At 56.3% G+C, this 19,679-nt stretch carries 21 protein-coding genes; 10 read left to right on the top strand and 11 right to left on the bottom strand.

From position 1 onward, the window contains the following. Nucleotides 1–2 precede the first annotated feature (2 nt). The 3 genes from NITSA_RS04570 to NITSA_RS04560 form a co-directional block, all read right to left on the bottom strand. Complete coding sequence (locus tag NITSA_RS04570) at nucleotides 3–899, bottom strand: polyprenyl synthetase family protein (protein WP_013553853.1); 897 nt, start codon at nucleotides 897–899, stop codon at nucleotides 3–5. Nucleotides 900–910: 11 nt separating this feature from the next. After that, nucleotides 911–1,195 carry a DUF2018 family protein gene (locus tag NITSA_RS04565; protein WP_013553852.1) on the bottom strand — a complete coding sequence of 95 codons (285 nt, stop codon included), beginning with the start codon at nucleotides 1,193–1,195 and terminating at the stop codon, nucleotides 911–913. A 174-nt stretch (nucleotides 1,196–1,369) separates the two neighbouring features. Continuing rightward, on the bottom strand, nucleotides 1,370–1,552 hold the full coding sequence (locus NITSA_RS04560; protein WP_042203726.1) for a hypothetical protein: 183 nt from the start codon (nucleotides 1,550–1,552) through the stop codon (nucleotides 1,370–1,372). A 10-nt stretch (nucleotides 1,553–1,562) separates the two neighbouring features. Here NITSA_RS04560 and NITSA_RS04555 point away from each other — a divergent pair, with 10 nt between their 5' ends. Then, nucleotides 1,563–2,213 carry a hypothetical protein gene (locus NITSA_RS04555; RefSeq protein ID WP_042203724.1) on the top strand — a complete coding sequence of 217 codons (651 nt, stop codon included), beginning with the start codon at nucleotides 1,563–1,565 and terminating at the stop codon, nucleotides 2,211–2,213. Between the two features lie 7 nt (nucleotides 2,214–2,220). Here NITSA_RS04555 and NITSA_RS04550 read toward each other — a convergent pair whose 3' ends face one another. The 3 genes from NITSA_RS04550 to NITSA_RS10805 form a co-directional block, all read right to left on the bottom strand. Further along, a complete protein-coding gene (locus tag NITSA_RS04550) occupies nucleotides 2,221–3,057 on the bottom strand; it encodes a hypothetical protein (protein ID WP_013553849.1) in 837 nt (278 codons plus the stop codon). 287 nt (nucleotides 3,058–3,344) lie between these two features. Next, complete coding sequence (locus tag NITSA_RS04545) at nucleotides 3,345–4,019, bottom strand: hypothetical protein (protein WP_148224939.1); 675 nt, start codon at nucleotides 4,017–4,019, stop codon at nucleotides 3,345–3,347. Nucleotides 4,020–4,139: 120 nt separating this feature from the next. Next, entirely contained in the window at nucleotides 4,140–4,631 is a 492-nt protein-coding gene (locus NITSA_RS10805) for a glycine zipper 2TM domain-containing protein (protein WP_013553847.1), read from the bottom strand. 171 nt (nucleotides 4,632–4,802) lie between these two features. Between NITSA_RS10805 and radC the strand changes: the two genes are divergently transcribed. Continuing rightward, nucleotides 4,803–5,462 carry a RadC family protein gene (radC, locus tag NITSA_RS04535; protein ID WP_013553846.1) on the top strand — a complete coding sequence of 220 codons (660 nt, stop codon included), beginning with the start codon at nucleotides 4,803–4,805 and terminating at the stop codon, nucleotides 5,460–5,462. An 81-nt stretch (nucleotides 5,463–5,543) separates the two neighbouring features. Then, on the top strand, nucleotides 5,544–6,011 hold the full coding sequence (locus NITSA_RS04530; protein ID WP_013553845.1) for a nucleoside deaminase: 468 nt from the start codon (nucleotides 5,544–5,546) through the stop codon (nucleotides 6,009–6,011). 177 nt (nucleotides 6,012–6,188) lie between these two features. Here the strand turns inward: NITSA_RS04530 and NITSA_RS04525 are convergent, their stop codons facing one another. From NITSA_RS04525 to trmA, 4 genes are read right to left on the bottom strand one after another with little or no spacing between them, the layout of a single operon-like run. Then, complete coding sequence (locus tag NITSA_RS04525; RefSeq protein WP_013553844.1) at nucleotides 6,189–7,010, bottom strand: SIR2 family NAD-dependent protein deacylase; 822 nt, start codon at nucleotides 7,008–7,010, stop codon at nucleotides 6,189–6,191. A gap of 52 nt (nucleotides 7,011–7,062) precedes the next feature. Then, a complete protein-coding gene (truD, locus tag NITSA_RS04520; protein ID WP_013553843.1) occupies nucleotides 7,063–8,187 on the bottom strand; it encodes a tRNA pseudouridine(13) synthase TruD in 1,125 nt (374 codons plus the stop codon). A gap of 34 nt (nucleotides 8,188–8,221) precedes the next feature. After that, nucleotides 8,222–8,473 carry a type II toxin-antitoxin system prevent-host-death family antitoxin gene (locus NITSA_RS04515; protein WP_013553842.1) on the bottom strand — a complete coding sequence of 84 codons (252 nt, stop codon included), beginning with the start codon at nucleotides 8,471–8,473 and terminating at the stop codon, nucleotides 8,222–8,224. A gap of 14 nt (nucleotides 8,474–8,487) precedes the next feature. Continuing rightward, nucleotides 8,488–9,612 carry a tRNA (uridine(54)-C5)-methyltransferase TrmA gene (gene trmA, locus NITSA_RS04510; RefSeq protein ID WP_013553841.1) on the bottom strand — a complete coding sequence of 375 codons (1,125 nt, stop codon included), beginning with the start codon at nucleotides 9,610–9,612 and terminating at the stop codon, nucleotides 8,488–8,490. Between the two features lie 64 nt (nucleotides 9,613–9,676). Between trmA and glmU the strand changes: the two genes are divergently transcribed. From glmU to truA, 6 genes are read left to right on the top strand one after another with little or no spacing between them, the layout of a single operon-like run. Further along, the gene (glmU, locus tag NITSA_RS04505; protein ID WP_013553840.1) at nucleotides 9,677–10,975 is read left to right on the top strand and encodes a bifunctional UDP-N-acetylglucosamine diphosphorylase/glucosamine-1-phosphate N-acetyltransferase GlmU; all 1,299 of its coding nucleotides are present in this window, start codon (nucleotides 9,677–9,679) and stop codon (nucleotides 10,973–10,975) included. Beyond that, nucleotides 10,972–12,249: a bifunctional phosphopantothenoylcysteine decarboxylase/phosphopantothenate--cysteine ligase CoaBC gene (gene coaBC, locus NITSA_RS04500; RefSeq protein ID WP_013553839.1), complete on the top strand. Its 1,278-nt coding sequence runs from the start codon at nucleotides 10,972–10,974 to the stop codon at nucleotides 12,247–12,249. The genes glmU and coaBC overlap by 4 nt, the downstream gene beginning before the upstream one ends. Beyond that, on the top strand, nucleotides 12,242–12,922 hold the full coding sequence (uppS, locus tag NITSA_RS04495; protein WP_013553838.1) for a polyprenyl diphosphate synthase: 681 nt from the start codon (nucleotides 12,242–12,244) through the stop codon (nucleotides 12,920–12,922). Before coaBC ends, uppS begins: the two co-directional genes overlap by 8 nt. Beyond that, nucleotides 12,923–13,723, top strand: coding sequence for a prepilin peptidase (locus tag NITSA_RS04490; protein ID WP_013553837.1), 801 nt, complete (start codon nucleotides 12,923–12,925; stop codon nucleotides 13,721–13,723). Next, entirely contained in the window at nucleotides 13,716–14,738 is a 1,023-nt protein-coding gene (locus NITSA_RS04485; protein WP_013553836.1) for an LptF/LptG family permease, read from the top strand. The genes NITSA_RS04490 and NITSA_RS04485 overlap by 8 nt, the downstream gene beginning before the upstream one ends. Before the next feature lie 2 nt (nucleotides 14,739–14,740). Continuing rightward, complete coding sequence (gene truA, locus NITSA_RS04480; RefSeq protein WP_013553835.1) at nucleotides 14,741–15,469, top strand: tRNA pseudouridine(38-40) synthase TruA; 729 nt, start codon at nucleotides 14,741–14,743, stop codon at nucleotides 15,467–15,469. Nucleotides 15,470–15,554: 85 nt separating this feature from the next. On the opposite strand, the gene NITSA_RS04475 is transcribed toward truA, so the two are convergent. Beyond that, nucleotides 15,555–17,531, bottom strand: coding sequence for a thioredoxin domain-containing protein (locus NITSA_RS04475; protein WP_013553834.1), 1,977 nt, complete (start codon nucleotides 17,529–17,531; stop codon nucleotides 15,555–15,557). A 127-nt stretch (nucleotides 17,532–17,658) separates the two neighbouring features. Between NITSA_RS04475 and dsbD the strand changes: the two genes are divergently transcribed. Beyond that, entirely contained in the window at nucleotides 17,659–19,650 is a 1,992-nt protein-coding gene (gene dsbD / locus NITSA_RS04470) for a protein-disulfide reductase DsbD (RefSeq protein ID WP_013553833.1), read from the top strand. The last annotated feature ends 29 nt before the right edge of the window (nucleotides 19,651–19,679 follow it).

The following is a 19,679-nucleotide window of genomic DNA, read 5'->3' as shown; positions in this document are numbered from 1 at the left end:
ACTCAGTAGTTCCTTTCGATCATCTTCATTGCCAGGGCTTCGAGCTCCGGTTCCCCTTCGCGGCGCATCAGGGCGATGGCCTCTTCGATCAGGGCTTTGGCTTCGTCGCGGGCACGTTCCAGTGCGCCGGTCCGCGCCATCCGCTCCCGGATCCACTCGGCGTTCTCCCCGGTCACCGGCTGGCGGTGCATAGCCAGCAGCCGCTTGCGATCCGGCTCGTCCAAGGCTTCGTAGAGATAGATATAGGGCAGCGTCGTCTTGCCCTCTTCGAAATCGTGCATCGCCGGCTTGCCCAGAGCTTCGGCACTCTGGGTGATGTCCAGGATGTCATCGATCATTTGAAAGGCGATCCCCAGGTTCCGCCCGTAGGTGCGGTACGCCTCCCGATCCTTGCCCGCCAGGATCGCTGCCGACTCCGCCGCCGCTTCGATCAGCGCGGCGGTCTTTTGATAGATCATCTTCAAATAAGCATCACGGTCGGGATTGAAGGATTCGGAGAGGAGTACATCCTGGCGCTCCCCCAGACTCAGGAGTACGACGGCATTGGCGATGCTGCGAGCGACCTGACGGTCGATATCCACCAGCTCGTAGAAGGCTTTGGAGTAGAGGACATCCCCGAACATAATGGAGGTTTTATTGCCGTAGAGGGCATTGATGGAGGGGCGCCCGCGGCGCGTGTAGGCGTCGTCGATCACATCATCATGCAGCAGGCTCGCGGCATGGATCATCTCGACGATGGCGGCGGTTTTGACGGCGCTCAGGCCCGATCCGGCAATGGTGAGGATCAGCCGCGCCCTCAGGCGTTTGCCTGCGGGCAGCCGACTATAGAGCTGCCGCGCGTCGGCATCCTCCAGGTCGTTGATGTAGTGTTCGATCTGACGCTCTACCGCCTCCAGCACATCAAACCTTTCTACTCACACTGAGTGACGATGTTGCCCACCGTCTCGATAAAAAGAGAATTTTTTCGGTTCTCGATCTCCGTGGGCTCTGCGGTAGGGAGTGTGAGCACTTGACGCTCATACTCCTCTTCGAGGCCCTTCTCTTCGAGCATCTTTTCTGCCACAGCCAGGCGCTCGATGAGCTTCTCCAGCTCCAGATCTACGATGTTCCGGTTGGCGGTATGGATCACCTGGAAAAAGTTCTCTCTGGGGGTGGTGCTCAGGAAACCATCTTCATCATCATCAAACAGTCGCATTATGCTCTCTTTCGTCACTTTTAAAATTATAGGAGAGGTATTATAGCAAAGAGACAGAAAGGATAATAAGTCACGGCTTAACCGAATAACCGGGTAATGAATAACCGAATGGTTCGTAACACATATTCAAGGAGCAAAGCCCCCGCACTGGCGACGGGCGACCGGATAAGCCGATTATTTGGCGGCAGGTTTTTGCTGTTGGAGGGCTTTGATGACGATCGCTTTGAGTTCGTCGCCGTGGGCCATCACTTTCCGGATTCCGATCTTGCGACCTTCGGCCATGATCTGGGGCAGGAAAGATTTTTCACATCCCGAAATCCCACAGAACTTCGTTATGATTTTATTCAGATCGATCAAAGGAAAATCCGTGTTTTCAAACCTTTCCATCCTTTTCCTGGCGGCGACTTTTTCTCTCGCTGCGGCGACAAGTTGCCAGGATCTCTGCAAGAAATTCGGCGATTACCGGGGATGCCAACGGCTCAAAGCCGGAGAAGTCGATTGCACCTACCCTGCTCCGATCGTCAGGCAAAAGCACAAAGCTTCAGGTGCCGCACCGGTGAAAGCTGCCAAAGCCGAGCATATCGAAAGGTTCCATACCCGATGGGAGGGAGGCCGGGAGAAAAAGCGCTTTGCAATTACACTCAGTGACAAGAGCCTGGCTATCGACGGCGAAGCCCTGCCGCCCCTCGACCCCTACTATCTCCACTTCTCTCCCCGGTTCATCCAGGGAGATCACCTCATCGACATCGAGAGTTCCTGCCGACCCGGTCTACAGGGGCGAAGACTCTGCGACCACGACCGGACAGGGAATTACACACAGGCGACGGTCATTTTCAAAAAGACAGGCCCCCGGGCTTTTGATTTCAAACTCTTCGGCCGATCCCGCGGGCAAACTCCCGCTTCACCCCAGACCCTGCAGTTTCACGCCGCCTCCGACGGGAAATATCTACTCCTGGAATATTACCGCGACGGTTATCTCCTTCCCGATCTGACGGAGCGGCACCCCCTCGCCCCCTAGCCGGACGCTAACGGCGCCATTTCATTACCGGGTCATCCCCGATAGGACGGTATGATCCATTTGAATAGCGATAGACTACCGTTTGATCCATGGGTCGCCCTTCATCTATCCCACGACGCTTGAGATAGATCTCGCACCAAGGGCTCTCTTTGCTTGGGCGCAAACGTAACTCAGTGCTCCAGTCAGTAAAGGGTTTAGAGTCTGCCGCTTTATTGTCGGTATGTATCTGCGTAAAAAGGATCTGGTGTCCCCTATCCCTCTCGACCCGATATAGGGCATAATAATCTTCTTCCCATCCCATATTGAAAAAACTGGAGCGCACGGCCAAAGCGACTTTGTCGGGAGCGATGTGCACCAGAGCCATATTCTTCTCATCCGGCGCATTCCCCCAACCGTAGGAGCTTTCGAAGGTTTCATACCCTTGCCCGGTCAGCTGCCATCGGTTGGGAGCCGCCTGGGCATAAACGAGTATAGAGAGCTTCGGATAACAGGCGTGGCACTCGAAATTGCGCCGGGGTTTGCTGGCAGCCACCACCCAGGCCACATCCCTGCCCCCTTCTCTGGCAAAGTAGATGCCGGCGATCCAATGGGTAAGATCACGGGAACGAAAACCCATCCTGTGGCTCAGTGCATACCGCCGGACCCGAGAGAGGGCGTCCCGGCTCAGGACCTGCCGCAAGGCAGCGACCGCAGCGGGATCGTTCCAATCTATCCCCTCTGTTGTTTTCGCTCTTTTTGCCTGGGCTGCCGGAGATGGAGTTGCACCATTCGAAAGAGTATTCCCACCCAGTAGAAATACACTGACAGAAACGGTCAAAAAGATCCCTGTGAGCCATATTCTCATACGATTCTTCCCTTCTTTATTATCTATTTGTCGCTTTCGCAAATTCAACCGAAATAAGTGCCATTGAATTGACCTGACCGTCTTTTTTAAAAATAGGAAAAGTGCTCAAAGAATATCAGATCACCACTTTGAAACAAAGAGTTTGACAGAGAGGTGTGTAGAAATGATAGGGCCATACAGCCCTGTTTCGAGTGAGAGTCTGGAATAACTGAAAGGTATTGAGTAGAAAGAAGAATACCGAATCAGGGAAGGAGTTGAAGTCGCCCGTGAGAGAATCGAAAAGAGATCTAGTCAGGATTGACGATCTTGGCATGGACCAGGATCGGTTTTGCTCTCTCGTCCAATACCTTGACCTCCTCCTCCATTCTCCTTAACGCCAAAGTATCTCCCCACGAACGACCACCCAAAATACCTGTGATCAACGCCGTAAGAACGAGACCGCCATAAAAAGGAATATAGACACTGCTCAGAAGAGCCACTTTATGCATTCCAAAGTTGAGAAAAAGGATGACGCCAAAAAGACCTGTATAGAGGAGCGTACCGAGCAAACCCCAAATGACCGAGCGCAAAAACGAGCGACTCCCCTCACTCTTTTTTCGCTCTTGGAGCTCTTTTTTGATCTCGTCAAGAGCGCCGGCGATATTGAGGGCGATCACCTGCTGGGCACCATCAGGTCCCTCTGAGAACTTCCCCAAACCGCTGTTGGCGTAGTGTTGATAGATCTCGCTCTCCAAATAGATGCGATGCTTCAGCCGCAGAAGTTTCTCCATAAGACCTTTGTACTTCCATTTGTCCAGCATAGAGAGATCGTCACCTATATCCAGTGAGGGCCCTGTTCCATATTTTTTCGCGTGGTTAGTCGCAATAGTGAAATTCATAGTTGTGGAATGACGCGGTATAGCATAGAAACAGAGGAAAAAAATCAAAAGAGTAAAAAGAGCAGAAAAAAAAGCATCAGCCATTATGAAAGTTTGAGACAGAAAATCCAATTTTAGCCTTTCTTTATAAAATATTGTTTTCTACAGAATTATATCCTACTGAGGTTATAAAACAATTATACCGTTGTATAAACCGGCAAGCAATCAATAGCTCGCCGTTATTTTTATCCGGATATAACGGAGGGGGCGGGAACTGAACTTCACGATCCGTCTTCCATGAAAACGGGCGACATTCCGATAATGGACCAACTGACGCTCCCCATGCACTCTATAGCGGGTTTCACAGACGCGATGGGGACGGTAGTAAACCCTACGCTGTCGTCTGGCCAGATTGTCTCCTACAAAAGCGCCGACTACGGCTCCGCCTATCGTCGCGGCGGTTCTACCGCGCCCCTTGCCGATCTGGTGGCCCAGAACCCCGCCGGCCGCACCGCCCAGAAGTGCCGCGACGGGTTCCTCGATGCCGTTTCGATAGACCGGCACCTGACGGTTATAGCAGACTTCATAGGGTTTTCTTATAGTAACCGTTTCATAGACGGGTTTGCTTCGGATCACCGGCACGTCACGATACCAGCTAAAAGATCCTGCATAGATCGAACCGAAAGCCAAAAGGCTCAGTAGAAACAACTTTTTCATCTCAGACTCCTTCTTATGTGATCATCAAATGATAAGAGACAAAAGTGAACTCTTTGTGAAACAGGTAACGCACCACACTCTCCCCATTTTCCTCATCCGAATATTTCACTTTGTCATCCCAAAACCCCGATGTCCCCATAATGATGTAAAGTATCCGGGCAGGAGGTAGATATGACAAGCATTCAGGAGATGTATCATCGGGATAGACCCAGGGAGAAGATGGCGGCACGGGGTGCCGGAGCCCTCAAAAACGAAGAGTTGCTGGCTGTGTTGCTTGGATCGGGGATTCCGGGCAAAGATGTGCGTAAACTGGCCCGTGAAATCGCTGCGGTGATGGAGCAAGAGTTCGATCGGCTCGATCTGGAGCGGCTGACACAGATCCACGGCCTGGGGCCGGCCAAAGCTTCCCAGATTCTGGCCGCCATAGAGCTGAGCCGTCGCTTTCTACTGAGCAGCCGCCGACAGATCCACTCCGCGGCGGAAGTGTATGAACTGCTGGAGCCCTTTGCCAACAAAAGCCGGGAGCATTTCCTCAGCGTCACCCTTGACGGCGCTTCACGGGTCATCGAAGTCCGCACGGTCTTCATCGGCACCCTCAACCAATCATTGGTCCACCCCAGGGAAGTCTTCGCCGACGCCATCGCCGACCGCGCCGCCGGCATCATCGTCGCCCACAACCACCCCAGCGGCACCCTGACGCCCAGCCGCCCCGATATCGCCATTACCGACCGCCTCAAAGAGGTAGGCCGTCTGGTGGGCATCGATCTGCTCGATCACGTCATTTTGACCAAGGAGGGGTATTTCAGTTTCGCCGACGAGGGAATGCTCTGACCCCACTCGTTAAAATTTCCTCAGAAACCCTGCTACACTAAAGCTATTGAGTATAGATAACATTATCTCGAGGAAGAGCGTATGAATACCGAAGAATATCTTCAGATTGCGATCGGAGAGGCCCGCAAAGGGGTAGAAGCGGGCCACGGCGGACCCTTCGGCGCTGTGATCGTTTACCGGGGTGAAATTGTCTCCACCGCCCATAACGAGGTCGTGCTGCGCAACGATCCCACTGCCCACGCCGAGATTTTGGCGATCCGCTTAGCCGGGGAAAAACTACAGCGCTTTCACCTGAATGGCTGCACCCTCTACTGTACCGGAGAGCCCTGTCCTATGTGCTTTTCAGCCATCCACTGGGCCCATCTCGACCGGGTGATCTACTGCAACACCAAAGAGGAGGCCGCAAAAATCGGCTTCGATGACACCTTTATCACCGAAATCATCCGGGGTGAAAAACCCGATCCCATCCCTTTCGCACGTCATCCGCTTCCCACGTGCACCCGGCTTTTGAAACTCTGGGAGGAGAAAGAGGACAAGATCCCTTACTAACTGATGTTACGAAAAGTTCTACCCTTGCTTTTTGTCGTTCATTGGTCCAGAAGAGGCGACTTTAGTAGCATACTCCTAAAGATCGTGGGCTCATTTCAGCGACTAAAGTCGCTGCTCCCGGCTCTCTCTTGCCCCGATCAATAACCTCTAAAGTTACTGGATCTTTTGAGAGCGGGTTCACTCCCGACCCACGATCGCACAAATCCCCTCCAAACCTCCCAGGGGTAATCCCCAGCCAAGCCTTTCATCGATCTGAGGCTCTCCGGGATTGATGCGGATGAGTCGGGCTCCGGGAAGCTTCGCGGCCAAAACTTCCCCTTGACGGCGGACGGTAGGCACAGCAGTTCCGGCCCCAACCTCAATGATCGCCATCTGTTTCGCTCTGTTTTTTTCAAGCCAGGCACCGAATCCTATCGCCTGGGCTTCGCTTCGATTGCTGTTCCATCCCCAATCGCCGAACATCAGGATATTGGGGCGCGCCACGCCTCCACAGCGGGGACAGCGGGGAATACGCAAGGCCCGGAAACGCTCTGTATCTACGGGAACCTCCTCTTCATTGGGCCAGATGGCATCGGTGCAATTGTGCAGACACTGCAAATAGTGGATCGAGCCGTGCACTTCATAGATCGCCTGCTCATCGAAGCCCGCTTTCTGAAACTGCCCGTCTACGTTGGAGGTAAAGACAAAACCGTTTCCCCCTTTGGCGGCGATCAGCCGGCGGAGAATCGCAAACCCCTCGTGGGGTTCCGTTTCACGGTAGAGATTGAGCCGGTGACCGTAAAAAGCCCAGGCAAGTTCTGGATCATCCTCGAACCAGCGGGGATTCGCCATCTCTTCGAAACGTATCCCCAGTTTCTTCAGGGGCGGATAGGCCCGCCAAAACCCCTCATCCCCCCGAAAATCGGGCAAACCGCTATCGACCCCCATCCCAGCACCCGCAGTGACCAGGATCGCCTCGGCCTTTTCGACAAAATCCCGAATTTCGTCAACTCTTTTCATCGTCCCATCACTTCAAATAAAAGCGTTACCGTGTAACGCAAACCATAATTCCTCACTCCTCATTCCATTTCCCTTTCAGCATCGCCACCAGCACCGTCGCATAGCTCCCTTTCGGCAGTGTGAAGCTCAGCTCATAATGCGCCTTCTCCGGCACATAGCGGCGGTGGATCTCCGATGGAAAGACCCACGCATATCGGCGGCTCCCCTGCTCCGAAATCCTCTTGCCGTCATAAAGCTCTTCGATCAACCGGGCAGTCCCTTCGGCCCGCTTGACCTTCCGACCGGGCAGCAGACCGGTGGGAGCCCGGTCTTTGGCGGCGAACTTTGCCGCTTCGGAGTCGAGATCCTCGGCCGGGAAGAGCCTGCCATAGGGATAGTGCATCATCAGATCCCCCGAGAGGATTTTGAAAAAGTGCTCCTGTTTTTTGACCCCTGAGAGCGATCCGGCGGGAAGTTTCTCGATCGTTTCTACCTCCCGTTCGCCAAACTCTTCCAGCAACCGGCTCAGCCCGATACGCCGGCTCAACCAATCGTTGAAGAGCCTGCTCTGATAGGCACTGATGAGGAACTCCCGCATTTTGCGCTCGCGGATCTTCAAGCGTCCCTCTACCAGCGCCAGGCCCTCCTGCCAATTGTTCCCTTCGGTGCCGAATCGCTGGAGGCCGAAGTAGTTGGGCATCCCCCAGCGCTCGATCCAATCGAGCACGGAGTCGATCTTCTCCTTCTGCACCCCCAAAACCTTTTTGAAACGCAGGCGGAAGCGGTTGCCTTTGAGATGCCCGACCCTGAGCTTGTTGTCGTGACGGGTCACGTCGAGGATTTTCACCCCTTCCAGTTCCATTCCTTCCAACGACTTTTCACAAGCGGCGGGTAAAGAGAGATACTGAGTGGTCAAGGCGTGCTTGTCCTTGAGCCCCGCATAGCCGATCTGCCGCCTGGGAATACCCAGACGGTTGCTCAGCCGGTCGGTCAACTCCCAGGTCGAGAACCCCTTCTTGCGCACCTGCACGATCAGGTGCTCCCCTTCGCCTGAAAACTCATAAAGGGGAATTTCTTTGACGGTGAAATCCCTGGGAGAGGGGGTGAAAACGAAGTCGTTTTTCTGGGCGGTGGGGAAGAGCCAGGGATTGGAGATTTTGGATTTTGGATTTTGGATTTTGGATTGTTCTTTGTTCAATGCTTTCCTTTGAGCTTTTGGGATAGACGTTGACTCATAGTTCATCGAGTTTTACTGTTATTGGTTTTTCTTCATCGTTCAAGCGCTTCTTAAGCTCCTGGGTCAAAGCATAATCCTCCAGAATATCTATCATTTGTTCATAAAGTTCAGCAGGGAGAAGATAAGCGCTGGGTCTGTTGTGGTGCAAAATCGCCACGGCCTGTCCCTCAGCCCTTTTGATCAGCTCACAGGGATTCTGTTTCAATTCTGAAATGTCCGCTGTGTAATTGGCTAATACTTCAGTCATACTTTTACCTTTCGTCAAGGATTGATCTGCCTCCTCTGCAAAAAGACCCCACTCTCCAAATGCTCCGTGTGGGGAAACTGGTCGAAGCTCGCCGCGGCATGCACTTCGTGGCTTTGGCTCAACCGCTCGAGGTCCCGTGCCAGGGTCTCGGGGTTGCAGGAGATGTAGATGATATTTTCAAATGTGGTGATCAACTCCCGTGTCGCTTCGTCCAACCCGGCGCGGGGAGGGTCTACTAGGACGCATTTGAAATCATATTCATCAATATTGATTCCCTTCAGGCGGTTAAATTGCCGTTCTTTGCGTAGGGCAGAAGTCATCTCCTCGGAGCTGAGGCGGACAAACTCGATATTCTCCACCCCGTTGAGGGCACAGTTCTCTTTGGCGGCTTTGATGGAGTTTTTGCTGATCTCCGTCGCCAGGACCTTGGAGAAATTCTCCGCCAAAGGGATGGTGAAATTCCCCAACCCGCAGTAGGCTTCCAGCAGATCCCCTCCCCCCGCTTCGGCGGCCCGCTCCCTGGCCCAGGCGATCATCCTGGTATTGACGTAGGGGTTGGGCTGGGTGAATCCCCCCTCGTAGTGGCGATATTTATATTTTTTACTATCAATCTCCAGCTCCTCGGTGACAAACTCCCGGGAGAGGACGACCTTCTGTTTGCGGGCCCGACCGATAATCGAAGCGTTGAGCTGCTCCTCCAGGGCCCTGGCTTCCCGTGCCCAACTCTCGTCCAGCGGACGATGATAGAGCATCGTGATCAGGCACTCCCCCGTCGTCGCGGCCAGGAACTCCACACCGAAGAGCTTGCGTGAAAGCACCGGCGAAGCGTTGACCGCCTCCAGCAACGGCTCCATTCGCTCTTCGACGGGGCGGATCACTTTGGGGCACTCTTCTATAATGACATTGCCGTCCTTGCTCAGATTGCCCATCGCGTAGTCGGCCCGGCCGCCCTCGTGCCAGATACGAAACTCCGCCCTGGCCCGGTAATGGGAGTCTGGGGAGGCAAAGCGCTCTATTTCGCCATCATAAAAAGGGGCCAAAAGCCCCCGCAGCCTCTCTGCTTTGCGCTCCAACTGCTTTTCATAGTCCAATTTGTAGAGCGTGCAACTGCCGCAGGCTCCGAAATGTCTGCATTTCACCTTAATTCCCTTTGGATATAATTGCTATATTTTGAAGAGATTTTACCCAAAAGGAACAACAAGTATGTCTGTCAGTATCGTGATCCTCGCCGCGGGCAAGGGAACCCGAATGAAATCGAAGACCCCGAAAGTCCTCCACACCATCAGCGGGAAACCGATGCTCTTTCACGCCCTGGATGCCGCGGTGAAGATCAGCGACGATGTCACGGTCGTGCTTCACCATCAATTTGACCGGGTCAAAGAGGCGATCGAAAGCGAATACAAAAAGATCAAGATCCACCGTCAGGATGCCGAGAATTATCCCGGCACGGGCGGAGCCCTCCGGGGGATCGACTACCGGCACGATCGGGTGCTGATCCTCAACGGCGATATGCCTCTGGTGACCACCAGCTCCCTGCTCCGCCTCGTCGATGCCGGCGGAGATATCGCGATGAGTGTCATCGACGTGGAGGACCCCAGCGGCTACGGACGGGTCGTCATCGAAAAAGGCGAAGTCAAAGAGATCGTCGAAGAGAAGGACTGCAGCCCCGAACAGCGCCTCATCCAGACCGTCAATGCCGGGGTCTACTGCGTCAAACGCGAACTGTTGGAGCGCTATATCCCCGCCCTTTCCAATGACAATGCCCAACAGGAATACTACCTCACCGACATCGTCAAAATGGCGGTCGAAGAGGGACGCCACGTCAAGCCGGTCTTCGTCGAAGAGGAGGAGTTCAAGGGGGTCAACTCCCGAGTGGACCTGGCCCATGCCGAGGAGATCATGCAGCGGCGCATCCGGCGCTACTGGATGCTGGAGGGGGTCACAATGCGCCTGCCCGAGACGATCTATATCGACTGCCGGGCGGAGTTCCTCGGGGAGTGCGAGCTCGAAAGCGGTGTGCAGATCCACGGCCGCTGCCGCATCGAAAATGCCCACATCAAAGCCCACAGCGTCATCGAGGATTCCGTGATCCGTGACGGCGACGTGGGGCCTATGGCCCGTATCCGCCCAGGATCGAACCTTTCGCATACCCATATCGGCAACTTCGTCGAAGTCAAAAAGTCCATCCTCAAGGGGGTCAAAGCGGGCCACCTGAGCTACCTGGGCGACAGCGAGATCGACGAAGGTACCAACATCGGCGCCGGCACTATCACCTGTAATTACGACGGCAAAGCCAAATACAAGACCATCATCGGCAAAAACGTCTTCATCGGCAGCGACACCCAACTGGTCGCCCCCGTGACCGTGGAGGATGAGAGCATCATCGCCGCGGGCAGCACCGTCACCCGGGATGTTCCCTCGGGGGCTCTGGCCATCAGCCGCACTCCTCTCAAGATCGTCGAAGGCTTCTACCGCAAATTTTTCAACAAAGGCCGCGCATGACCCCCAAAGTCGATCTCCAGGGACGCCGCATCCTCCTGGGCGTCAGCGGCTCCATCGCCGCTTATAAAGCCTGTGACGTAGCGAGGCTCTTCATCAAAGCCGGAGCTGAGGTGCAGGTGGTGATGACCCCCGCCGCCGAGCGCTTCGTCTCCCCGCTCACCTTCGAAGCCCTTACCCGCCGCCCCGTGCTCACCGAATCTACCGAGAGCTGGAGCGGCCCACTCAACCATATCGACGTGGGCAAATGGGCCGAAGCCTTCATCATCGCACCCGCCACCGCCAACACCCTCAACAAGCTCTCCAAAGGGATCGCCGACAACCTGCTGCTCCAGAGCGCCCTGGCCTACGCCGGGCCCCTCCTGGTGGCCCCCGCGGCCAATACCCAAATGCTCCGCAGCCACTACACCGAAGGCTCCCTCAAAATGCTCAAGGTCAACGACGTCACCGTCATCGAACCCGCCGAAAAGCTCCTCGCCTGCGGTGACGAAGGCAGCGGCGCCCTGGCCGAGCCTCTGGAGATCTTTTACCAGGGGGCGCGGGCCCTGCTGCGTGATCCTTTTTGGCAGGACCGCAAAGCGGTCGTCACCGGCGGCGGCACCCGGGAAGCGATCGACCCCGTGCGCTACATCGGCAACCGCTCCAGCGGCAAAATGGCCGACGCCCTGGCGACCGCCCTCTGGCTCCGGGGCGCCGATGTCTGCTACCTGCGCACCGTCGCCAACGAGGGTCTGCCCCAAAAGGTCTACACCATCGATGTGGAGAGCGCCGAAGAGATGGGCGAATACCTCGTCGACTGCATCCGGGTCGCCAAAAAAGGGGTGATGAGCAAACCCAGTATGAACAACCCCAACCCCGTCGGAATGGTCCAAAAGACCCCCTACCTCTTTATGGCGGCGGCAGTCAGCGACTACCGCCCCCGCTTCCCCCAGGAGGGCAAACTCAAAAAGAATACTCTCGGGGAGACTTGGACGCTGGAGCTGGTCCGCAACCCCGACCTTCTCGCTTCTCTGGACAAAAGCGGGATCGTCTCCGTCGCTTTCAAAGCCGAGACCGACAGCGAAGCGGGCAGGGAGAACGCCCGCAAACTCCTGGAGGAAAAAGGGGTCGATGCGGTTTGCTACAACCACGTCGGCGAAGGCAAAGGCTTCGGCAAAGATGAGAACGCCGTCACTTTCATCACGGCGGATGAGGAGACAGAGCTGCATACCGCCCCCAAATCGGAGCTGGCCTTCAGCATCCTCGAGCAGGCGAAGAGGCTGGCAGCCGATGAGTAACACCCTCCGACATCTCGCCATCATTATGGACGGCAACGGACGCTGGGCGGCCGAGCGGGGCCTGCGCCGCACCAAGGGCCACGAAGCGGGGGTCGAAACGGTTCGACGTGTCACCGAGTACTGCGCCAAGGAGCCGGAGATCGAGACACTGACTCTCTATGCTTTCAGCACCGAGAATTGGAAACGCCCCAAGATGGAAGTGGACTACCTGATGCACCTGCTCGAAAAGTATATCCGCCAGGAGCAGGAGCACTATATGGAGCACGGGATCCGTTTCGAAACCATCGGGGATCTGAGCCCCTTCGGCTCCAAACTGCGCCAAACCCTCGAAGCGACCCGGGAGCTGACGCGGAACAACCGCCGCCTCACCCAGATCCTGGCTCTCAACTACGGAGGGCGGGATGAGATCGTCCGCAGTGTCCGGCGCTGCCTCGCAGCGGGCGAAGAGCCAAGCGAAGAGAACATCAGCCGCCATCTGGACACTCCGTATACGGATGTCGATCTGTTGATCCGCACCAGCGGGGAGCAGCGGCTGAGCAATTTTCTGCTTTGGCAGCTCAGCTACACGGAACTGGCCTTTACCCCGACCTACTGGCCCGACTTTTCCGTCGAAGAGCTCCAAAGCATCATCGATGATTTCAAAAACAGAAACCGTAAATTCGGAGGCATTTAAATGACGGGAATCTTTTTGGGCGCTGCGGCGGCCTTCATCCTCGGGCTCCTGGTGGGCTCCTTTCTCAACGTGGTGATCTACCGCACTCCCCGGGGGGAGAATATCGCCTGGCCCGGTTCCCACTGCCCCAAATGCGGCGAGAGCCTGCACTGGTATCACAATGTCCCCCTGCTCTCCTGGATCGCCCTGCGGGGGCGCTGCGCCTTTTGCCGTGAGCCGATCAGTGCCCGCTACCCCCTGGTGGAATTGCTCAATGCCCTGCTCTGGACGGCCCTCTACTTCAAGCTCGCCCCCCAGCTGCAGCAACCCGGTCTCCCCGCGATCCTCTATTTTCTCTTCATCGCGGCAACCTTTTCGGCCCTGCTGGCTCTGAGTATGATCGACTTCGAGTATTTCGCTGTCCCCGATTCGGTCAACTTTTTCGCCCTCGTCACGGCCCTGCTGGCGGCGGCGGCCCACGCCTGGCAGCTGGGCGATTGGGAGGTTCTTGTCACGGCCCTTCGGGATGCAGCACTTGCCGCCGGAGGGCTCTGGCTCTTGGCCTGGCTGCTTGGCAAAGCCCTCAAAAAAGAGGCGATGGGCGGTGCCGATGTGATCGTGGCCGGAACGATGGCGGCCCTACTCGGGCTTCCCGGATTTTTCATCGCCCTCTTTCTCTCGGCAATCCTGGCGATCCTTCCCTCCCTGCTCGCCAAAGATACGATGATCCCCTTCGTGCCCTTTCTCTCCCTGGGAACCCTGATCCTCTATCTCTTCGACAAACCGATCTATCGGCTTTTGGAGCAGCTCATCTATGGGTAAAACACGGCGCTATATCCTCTGGTCTTTCGCCAAAGCCTATCTCCTGGTCTTCCTCCCCTTTTTGCTGGTGGTTTCCCTGATCTTCGTCATTCAGCTCTCCATCCTCTCCTCCCGGGTCAACCTGGAGTTTAGGGAGCTGGTGCAGCTTTTTGGCTATATGCTTCCGGAGATCTTCTTCTACACCGTTCCCCTCTCCCTGATCGCCGCCCTGGCCAATACCTTCACCCGTTTCTCCGAGGAGAACGAGTTCATCGCCCTCTTCTCCCTGGGCCATACCCCCGGGAAGGTGCTTCGCTTTATGATCCCGACGCTCCTGCTCTTTACCGCCCTGCTTTTGGTCCTCTCCGTGATGCTCTACCCTCAGATGAAGCAGAAGCTCAACCACTTCAAGCGCCAGAAGATCGCCGAAGCCACCCTCAATATCTCCCCCAACAAACTCAGCCAGAATTTCGGCAGCTACCACGTCTTCGTCGAGAGCAAAGACGCCAACGACACCTATCGGAATATGGTTCTCTTCAACCAGGGCACCAAGGGGGCCTACCAGCTCTTCATCGCCCGGGAAGGAAGAGTGGCCAACGACGGCAAGCGCTTTACCCTGACCCTGCGCAACGGCACGGGGGAGACCAGCGACCCCAAAAAGGTCGAGAACCTTCATTACCGGGAGCTCGATATCTATCAATATCCCCGCAACGTCTATCAGAGCATCGTCACGAGCCGAGAGTATTGGAAAAAGGCGTTGCACGACAAGGGGCGACGGGGGAAACTTCTCTATCTGATTTTCGTTTCGCTGACACCCATCCTCGCTTTTGGGATCATCGCCGCTTTGACCTTTTACAATCCCCGCTATCAGCGCAGCCTCTCGATCGCGGTGATCTTCATTACCGCCCTGGCCGTCTACCTGCCGGCGGCGATCCTCCAAAAGAGCGGTAGCGTTCCTCTTTTTATCGCCCTGGTCATCTTCCTGCTGGCTCTGGGGATCTTCCTGCTGCGCCGCAGGGTGCTCAGGAGCTTCTGACGATGCAGCGGATCAAAGCGGTCATCGCCTACGACGGATCGGCCTTCGAGGGATTTCAGCGCCAGAAGCGCACGCCCCGCACCGTACAGGGGGCTCTGGAGCGGGCCCTGGCTTCACTGGGGATCGGTACTCCCATCGTTGGGAGCGGTCGCACCGACGCCGGCGTCCACGCCACGGGACAGGTGATCCACTTCGACCTCCCTCCTCACTGGGCGAAACAACCCCTGGATGAACTGCAGATCCACCTCAATCGGCGCCTCGACGCCATCCGCTTCAAGCACCTCACCCCCGTTCCGGCCGATTTCCATGCCCGTTACGACGCCAAAGAGCGGATCTACCGCTACATTTTCCGCCGAGAACCCTCTATTTTCGAGCGAAAGTATGTCGCCGGACTCGCCATTGCCGACGAAGCAAAACTCAGTGAAGCCCTGAAAACTTTCCAGGGACGCCACGACTTCAGCCACTTTCTCAAAACCGGCTCCGAAACCGCCCACAACATCCGCACGATCACCCGGGCCTATTTTCTCCGGAGGGGAAAATACGGCTACATCTACTTCCACGCCGACGGATTTCTCCGGGCGCAGGTACGGATGATGGTCCACGCCGCCGCAGCCGTCGCCAACGGTGAACTGAGCCTGGAACAGCTCAAAGAACAACTTGAGCTCGGTAAGCGATACACCACCCGTTTAGCCCCTCCAGAGGGGCTCTATCTGGCAAGAGTGATCTATTGAAAGAGCTGAGAACTGAGAGCTAAGCGTTGAGCGTTGAGAATTCGGTTGCTCGGTTGCTCGGTTGCTCGGTTACTCGGTTACTCGGTTACTCTGTTATTCGGTTATTCGGTTCCTCATTCCTCATTCCTAATTCCTCATTCACCCAGTAGCTCACCGCTTTGCGGATCATTTCGAAGCTCTCCTCATTGGCAAAGCAGTTCCGGGTTCCGCAGAGCATATAGCCGCTCTCAAAGGCGGTTCGGAGCCAGAACCAGGGATATCCGATACCGTCGATCTCGGGGATATGGGGGCGGAGCCGCTCTAGGGCCCCTTTGACGATCAAGTCGTCGCGCAAATGGCGGATAGCCGCCTCTGCCAGCGTAGGCCGGGCGATGGGTTGGCGCATCAGCTGATAGGAGTGGACCTCCAGGGTCCGGGCGATGAATTTGTCGTAGACCGGGTCGATGAGGGCCCGAATCCCCAGCAGGGCCTCCGTCATCACCGCCAGGGCCGAGGGGTAGCCCGTATCGGTATCCTCACAGACCTCCCGGAACTCCCCGTCGTCGATCCGCCAGCGCCCCCGGTCGTAGAAGCGGCGGATCGCCTCGTTGCCCAGCTCCGTAGCTCGGATCAGATAACGCTCATCCAGGGTGCTGCGGTACCCCTCCAGCAGGGCGCTGATCCACCAGGCGTAATCTTCCAAAAAGCCCTCGATCTTCGGCTCCATATCGATAAGGGCCGAGTGGAAGATCCACACGCCTGCAGTCATTTTCCCCTCCAACGCCTCTAGGCTGCGTTTCGCCTGCTCCAGGTAACGCGGCTCCCGACGTCCCGCCACGAAAAGCGCGCGGATCATCATCGCGTTCCAGGAGCTCTGAATCTTGCGGTCGATAAAGGGATAGCAACGCTTCGCTCTGAGCTCTTTCAAAACCTTCAGGGCCTTGTTGAGCTGAGGATCGTTACGCTCTTGAAAAGCGCTTAAACGCGGGATGTTTTTCCCTTCGAAATTCCCCTCCGGGCTCATCCCCAACTTCCGGGCCGCAAGCTCCGGCTCCGTGATCCCCGCCCGGGCAAAGGCTTCCACCGCTTCGGCATAGTCGTAGACGAAGTATTCGCCCTCCTCTCCCTCACTGTCGGCATCGCTGGCGGAGAAAAAGAGATTCCCCTCCATCATCCGCTCCAGCATAAAGTCCAAAGTCTCCCGGGCGATTTGCCAATAATCCTCGTTTTCAAAGACAGCGGCCGCTTTAGCATAGACCTCCGCCAGCAGAGCATTGTCATAAGTCATCTTCTCGAAATGGGGCACCAGCCACTTCTCGTCGGTGCTGTAGCGGCAAAAACCTCCGTCGACCAGGTCGTAGAGCCCGCCCAACGCCATACTCTCCAGGGTATGACGCACGATACGCTCCAGCTCCTTATCATCGCGCAGCTGCAGCATCGCCAGGGCCAGGCGCAGGGTCGAAGCGTGGGGGAATTTTGGCGCACCGCCGAAGCCACCGAAGTTCGGTTCATAGACCTGTTTGATCTGCTTGAGCACGATCGACTCGAGCTGAGCGTCGATCCGGGTCGCCTGGATCTTATCCTTGGGTTTGATGAACTCCAGGACTTCCCGCCCCTTCTCGATGAGGGTTTCGCGATCCTTGGCATATTTGGCGGCGATGGTCTCCAGCAGCTCCCCAAATCCCATCATCCCGTAGCGGGGCTCGGGGGGAATATAGGTCGCCGAGTAGAAAGGAATTTTCTCCGGCGTCATAAAAATACTCAGCGGCCACCCCCCGGCCCTGCCGTTCATCGTCACGAAGACCTCCTGAAAGTGCTTGTCGATATCGGGGCGTTCCTCCCGGTCCACTTTGATGGAGACAAAATGTTCATTGAGCAGCTTTGCCAGCTCGGGATTTTCGAAACTCTCCCGCTCCATCACGTGACACCAGTGGCAGGCACTGTAACCGATGGAGAGGAAGATCGGCTTATCCTCCCGCCTTGCTTTTTCAAAGGCCTCATCCCCCCAGGGATACCAATCCACAGGATTCTCGGCGTGCTGCCGCAGGTAGGGGGACTGCTCGTGGATCAAACGGTTACTCATTCGTTTCCTTTATAGTGATACTTTGAATTAACAAATATGCGTTATAGTTTCGCCGAGTCTATGTGCCAAAGCACTACACGGCAAAAAGGTACAATAAAACTATCAAAATTTTCCGGGAGGAAACTGAATGTTACGACGTCTCATTATAATCGCGGGATTGCTGCTCACTCCGATGCTCTGGCTCCAGGCCGGCTTTGGAAGCAGCGGCGGATTTCATCTCCAGCGCAAGTTCCTCACCCCCGATCAGGCTTTCAAAGTCCAGGCCAAGATCCGGGGGGACAAGATCAAAACCACCGTCAAACTGGGAGAAAAGATCCACATCTACGCCAAAGACCTCCATTTCAAAATCATCAAGCCCAAAAGTTTCGAGCTCGATGTCAAAAAACCCGAACCCGTAGATTACGAAGGCCAGAAGGTCTATTACGGTACCCTCAACATCGACATCCCCCTCCAGAAGCTAAGGGAGAAAGGCATCGAAGGCCCTTTCACCCTGGAGATCGACCTGAGCGGCTGCAGCGACGCCGGCATCTGCTACGCCCCCCAGAAATACACCTTCGACCTGAAGGCGGAGCCTTCAAATGAGGAATCCAGTAACCGAGCAACCGAGCAACCGAGCAACCGAGCAACCGAAGAAAACAAATCCTCAACGCTCAACGCTCAACGCTCAACGCTCAGCTCTCAACGACCAACGACCAACGACCAAACCCATCCAAAATCCAAAATCCAAAATCCAAAATCTTCAGCGAAAGCTGAACACCCTGGTTTCTTCGCCAAAATCTCCACTCTGGCCAAAGAGGGCAACAGCGCCAAGATCGCCCGGGCATTGGCCGATGAGGGGGTCCTTTTTGTCCTGCTGCTCTTTTTCATCGCCGGGCTGCTGTTGGCTCTGACTCCTTGCATCCTGCCGATGATCCCCATCCTCTCGTCGATCCTGGTCAAACAGGCGGGCAAAGAGGGAGGGGTGAGCCGTTCCACCGCCTTTATCATTTCGCTGGTCTATGTGGTCTCCATGGCAGCCACCTACGCCCTCATCGGAATCGTCGCCGGACTGCTGGGCTTCGATATCCAAGCCCATCTGAATAACCCCTGGGTGATGATCCCGATGGCGGGGCTCTTCGTGGCCCTGGCCTTCTCGCTTTTTGGCTACTTCGAGCTGGGCCTGCCCGCCTCCTGGCAGAGCAAACTCACCAAAGCCAGCGACGAAGCCCAGGGCAAGGGGCTGCTGGGCACCGCAATTATGGGCGCCCTCTCTGCCCTGATCGTGGGCACCTGCACCGCGCCCGTCATCAGCGGGGCGGTGATCTTCATCTCGATGACCGGCGATGCCGTGCTGGGAGGCCTCAGCCTCTTCGTGATGGGGATCGGCGCCGGAATGCCGCTGCTGCTTATGGGCCTGGGAGCCGACAAGCTCATCCCCAAACCGGGCGGCTGGATGAACCGGGTCAGCCAGATCTTCGGCGTCGTGATGCTGGCGATGGCCCTCTATGTGCTCCGGGGGGTTCTGAGCCCCGGACTCTTTATGTTCCTGGCTTCCCTACTCCTGCTGGGCAGCGCCCTCTATCTGCGGGTCTTCGATAGCGGCGATCACTACAAGGGAGCCGCCAAGCTGATCCAGCTTTTGGCCCTTGTCCTTTTCCTCTACGGCTCCACTCTCTTCGTCGGAACGCTGGCCGGGGCCCAATCGCTCCTGAACCCCCTGGAGCCCTTCACTGCCAAAACCGTCGCCGCCAGCGCCGAAAGTGACTCGCCCCTCGTTCCGATGGCCCGGCGCCGGGGCTACACCCTGGAGCGGCTCCAGCGGGAGATCGCCCAGGCCACCAAAGAGGGCAAACCCGTCATCGTGGATATCGGGAAGGAAAACTGCGCCGCCTGCAGCGAACTGGAGCACATCACCTTCCCCGATCCCAAAGTCCGCGAAGCCCTCAAACGCTTCAAATTCCTCCAGATCGACATCACCGACAACACCCCCAAAGAGCAGGAGATCCTCAAACACTACAAACTCTTCGGCGCCCCCAACATCCTCGTCTTCGACTCCAAAGGCCGCCCTCTCCCCGACAAATTTATGGTCGGTTTCGTCCCTCCCAGAAACTTCGTCATGCGGCTTAAAGAGATCCACTGACTTTTTTATAGAGTCGCAAGTCGCAGGCA

Source organism: Nitratifractor salsuginis DSM 16511, from assembly GCF_000186245.1.
Taxonomy (GTDB): Bacteria; Campylobacterota; Campylobacteria; order Campylobacterales; family Sulfurovaceae; genus Nitratifractor; species Nitratifractor salsuginis.
Note: the sequence above shows the minus strand (reverse complement) of the source record. Positions and strands in the feature narration are given on the sequence as shown.

Coding starts and splice junctions, on each gene's coding strand:
- NITSA_RS04565 (WP_013553852.1), bottom strand. CDS start 1,195: ATGCGACTGTTTGATGATGATGAAGATGGTTTCCTGAGCACCACCCCC.
- NITSA_RS04550 (WP_013553849.1), bottom strand. CDS start 3,057: ATGAGAATATGGCTCACAGGGATCTTTTTGACCGTTTCTGTCAGTGTA.
- NITSA_RS04545 (WP_148224939.1), bottom strand. CDS start 4,019: ATGGCTGATGCTTTTTTTTCTGCTCTTTTTACTCTTTTGATTTTTTTC.
- NITSA_RS10805 (WP_013553847.1), bottom strand. CDS start 4,631: ATGAAAAAGTTGTTTCTACTGAGCCTTTTGGCTTTCGGTTCGATCTAT.
- radC (WP_013553846.1), top strand. CDS start 4,803: ATGACAAGCATTCAGGAGATGTATCATCGGGATAGACCCAGGGAGAAG.
- NITSA_RS04530 (WP_013553845.1), top strand. CDS start 5,544: ATGAATACCGAAGAATATCTTCAGATTGCGATCGGAGAGGCCCGCAAA.
- NITSA_RS04525 (WP_013553844.1), bottom strand. CDS start 7,010: ATGAAAAGAGTTGACGAAATTCGGGATTTTGTCGAAAAGGCCGAGGCG.
- NITSA_RS04515 (WP_013553842.1), bottom strand. CDS start 8,473: ATGACTGAAGTATTAGCCAATTACACAGCGGACATTTCAGAATTGAAA.
- glmU (WP_013553840.1), top strand. CDS start 9,677: ATGTCTGTCAGTATCGTGATCCTCGCCGCGGGCAAGGGAACCCGAATG.
- coaBC (WP_013553839.1), top strand. CDS start 10,972: ATGACCCCCAAAGTCGATCTCCAGGGACGCCGCATCCTCCTGGGCGTC.
- uppS (WP_013553838.1), top strand. CDS start 12,242: ATGAGTAACACCCTCCGACATCTCGCCATCATTATGGACGGCAACGGA.
- NITSA_RS04490 (WP_013553837.1), top strand. CDS start 12,923: ATGACGGGAATCTTTTTGGGCGCTGCGGCGGCCTTCATCCTCGGGCTC.
- NITSA_RS04485 (WP_013553836.1), top strand. CDS start 13,716: ATGGGTAAAACACGGCGCTATATCCTCTGGTCTTTCGCCAAAGCCTAT.
- truA (WP_013553835.1), top strand. CDS start 14,741: ATGCAGCGGATCAAAGCGGTCATCGCCTACGACGGATCGGCCTTCGAG.
- NITSA_RS04475 (WP_013553834.1), bottom strand. CDS start 17,531: ATGAGTAACCGTTTGATCCACGAGCAGTCCCCCTACCTGCGGCAGCAC.
- dsbD (WP_013553833.1), top strand. CDS start 17,659: ATGTTACGACGTCTCATTATAATCGCGGGATTGCTGCTCACTCCGATG.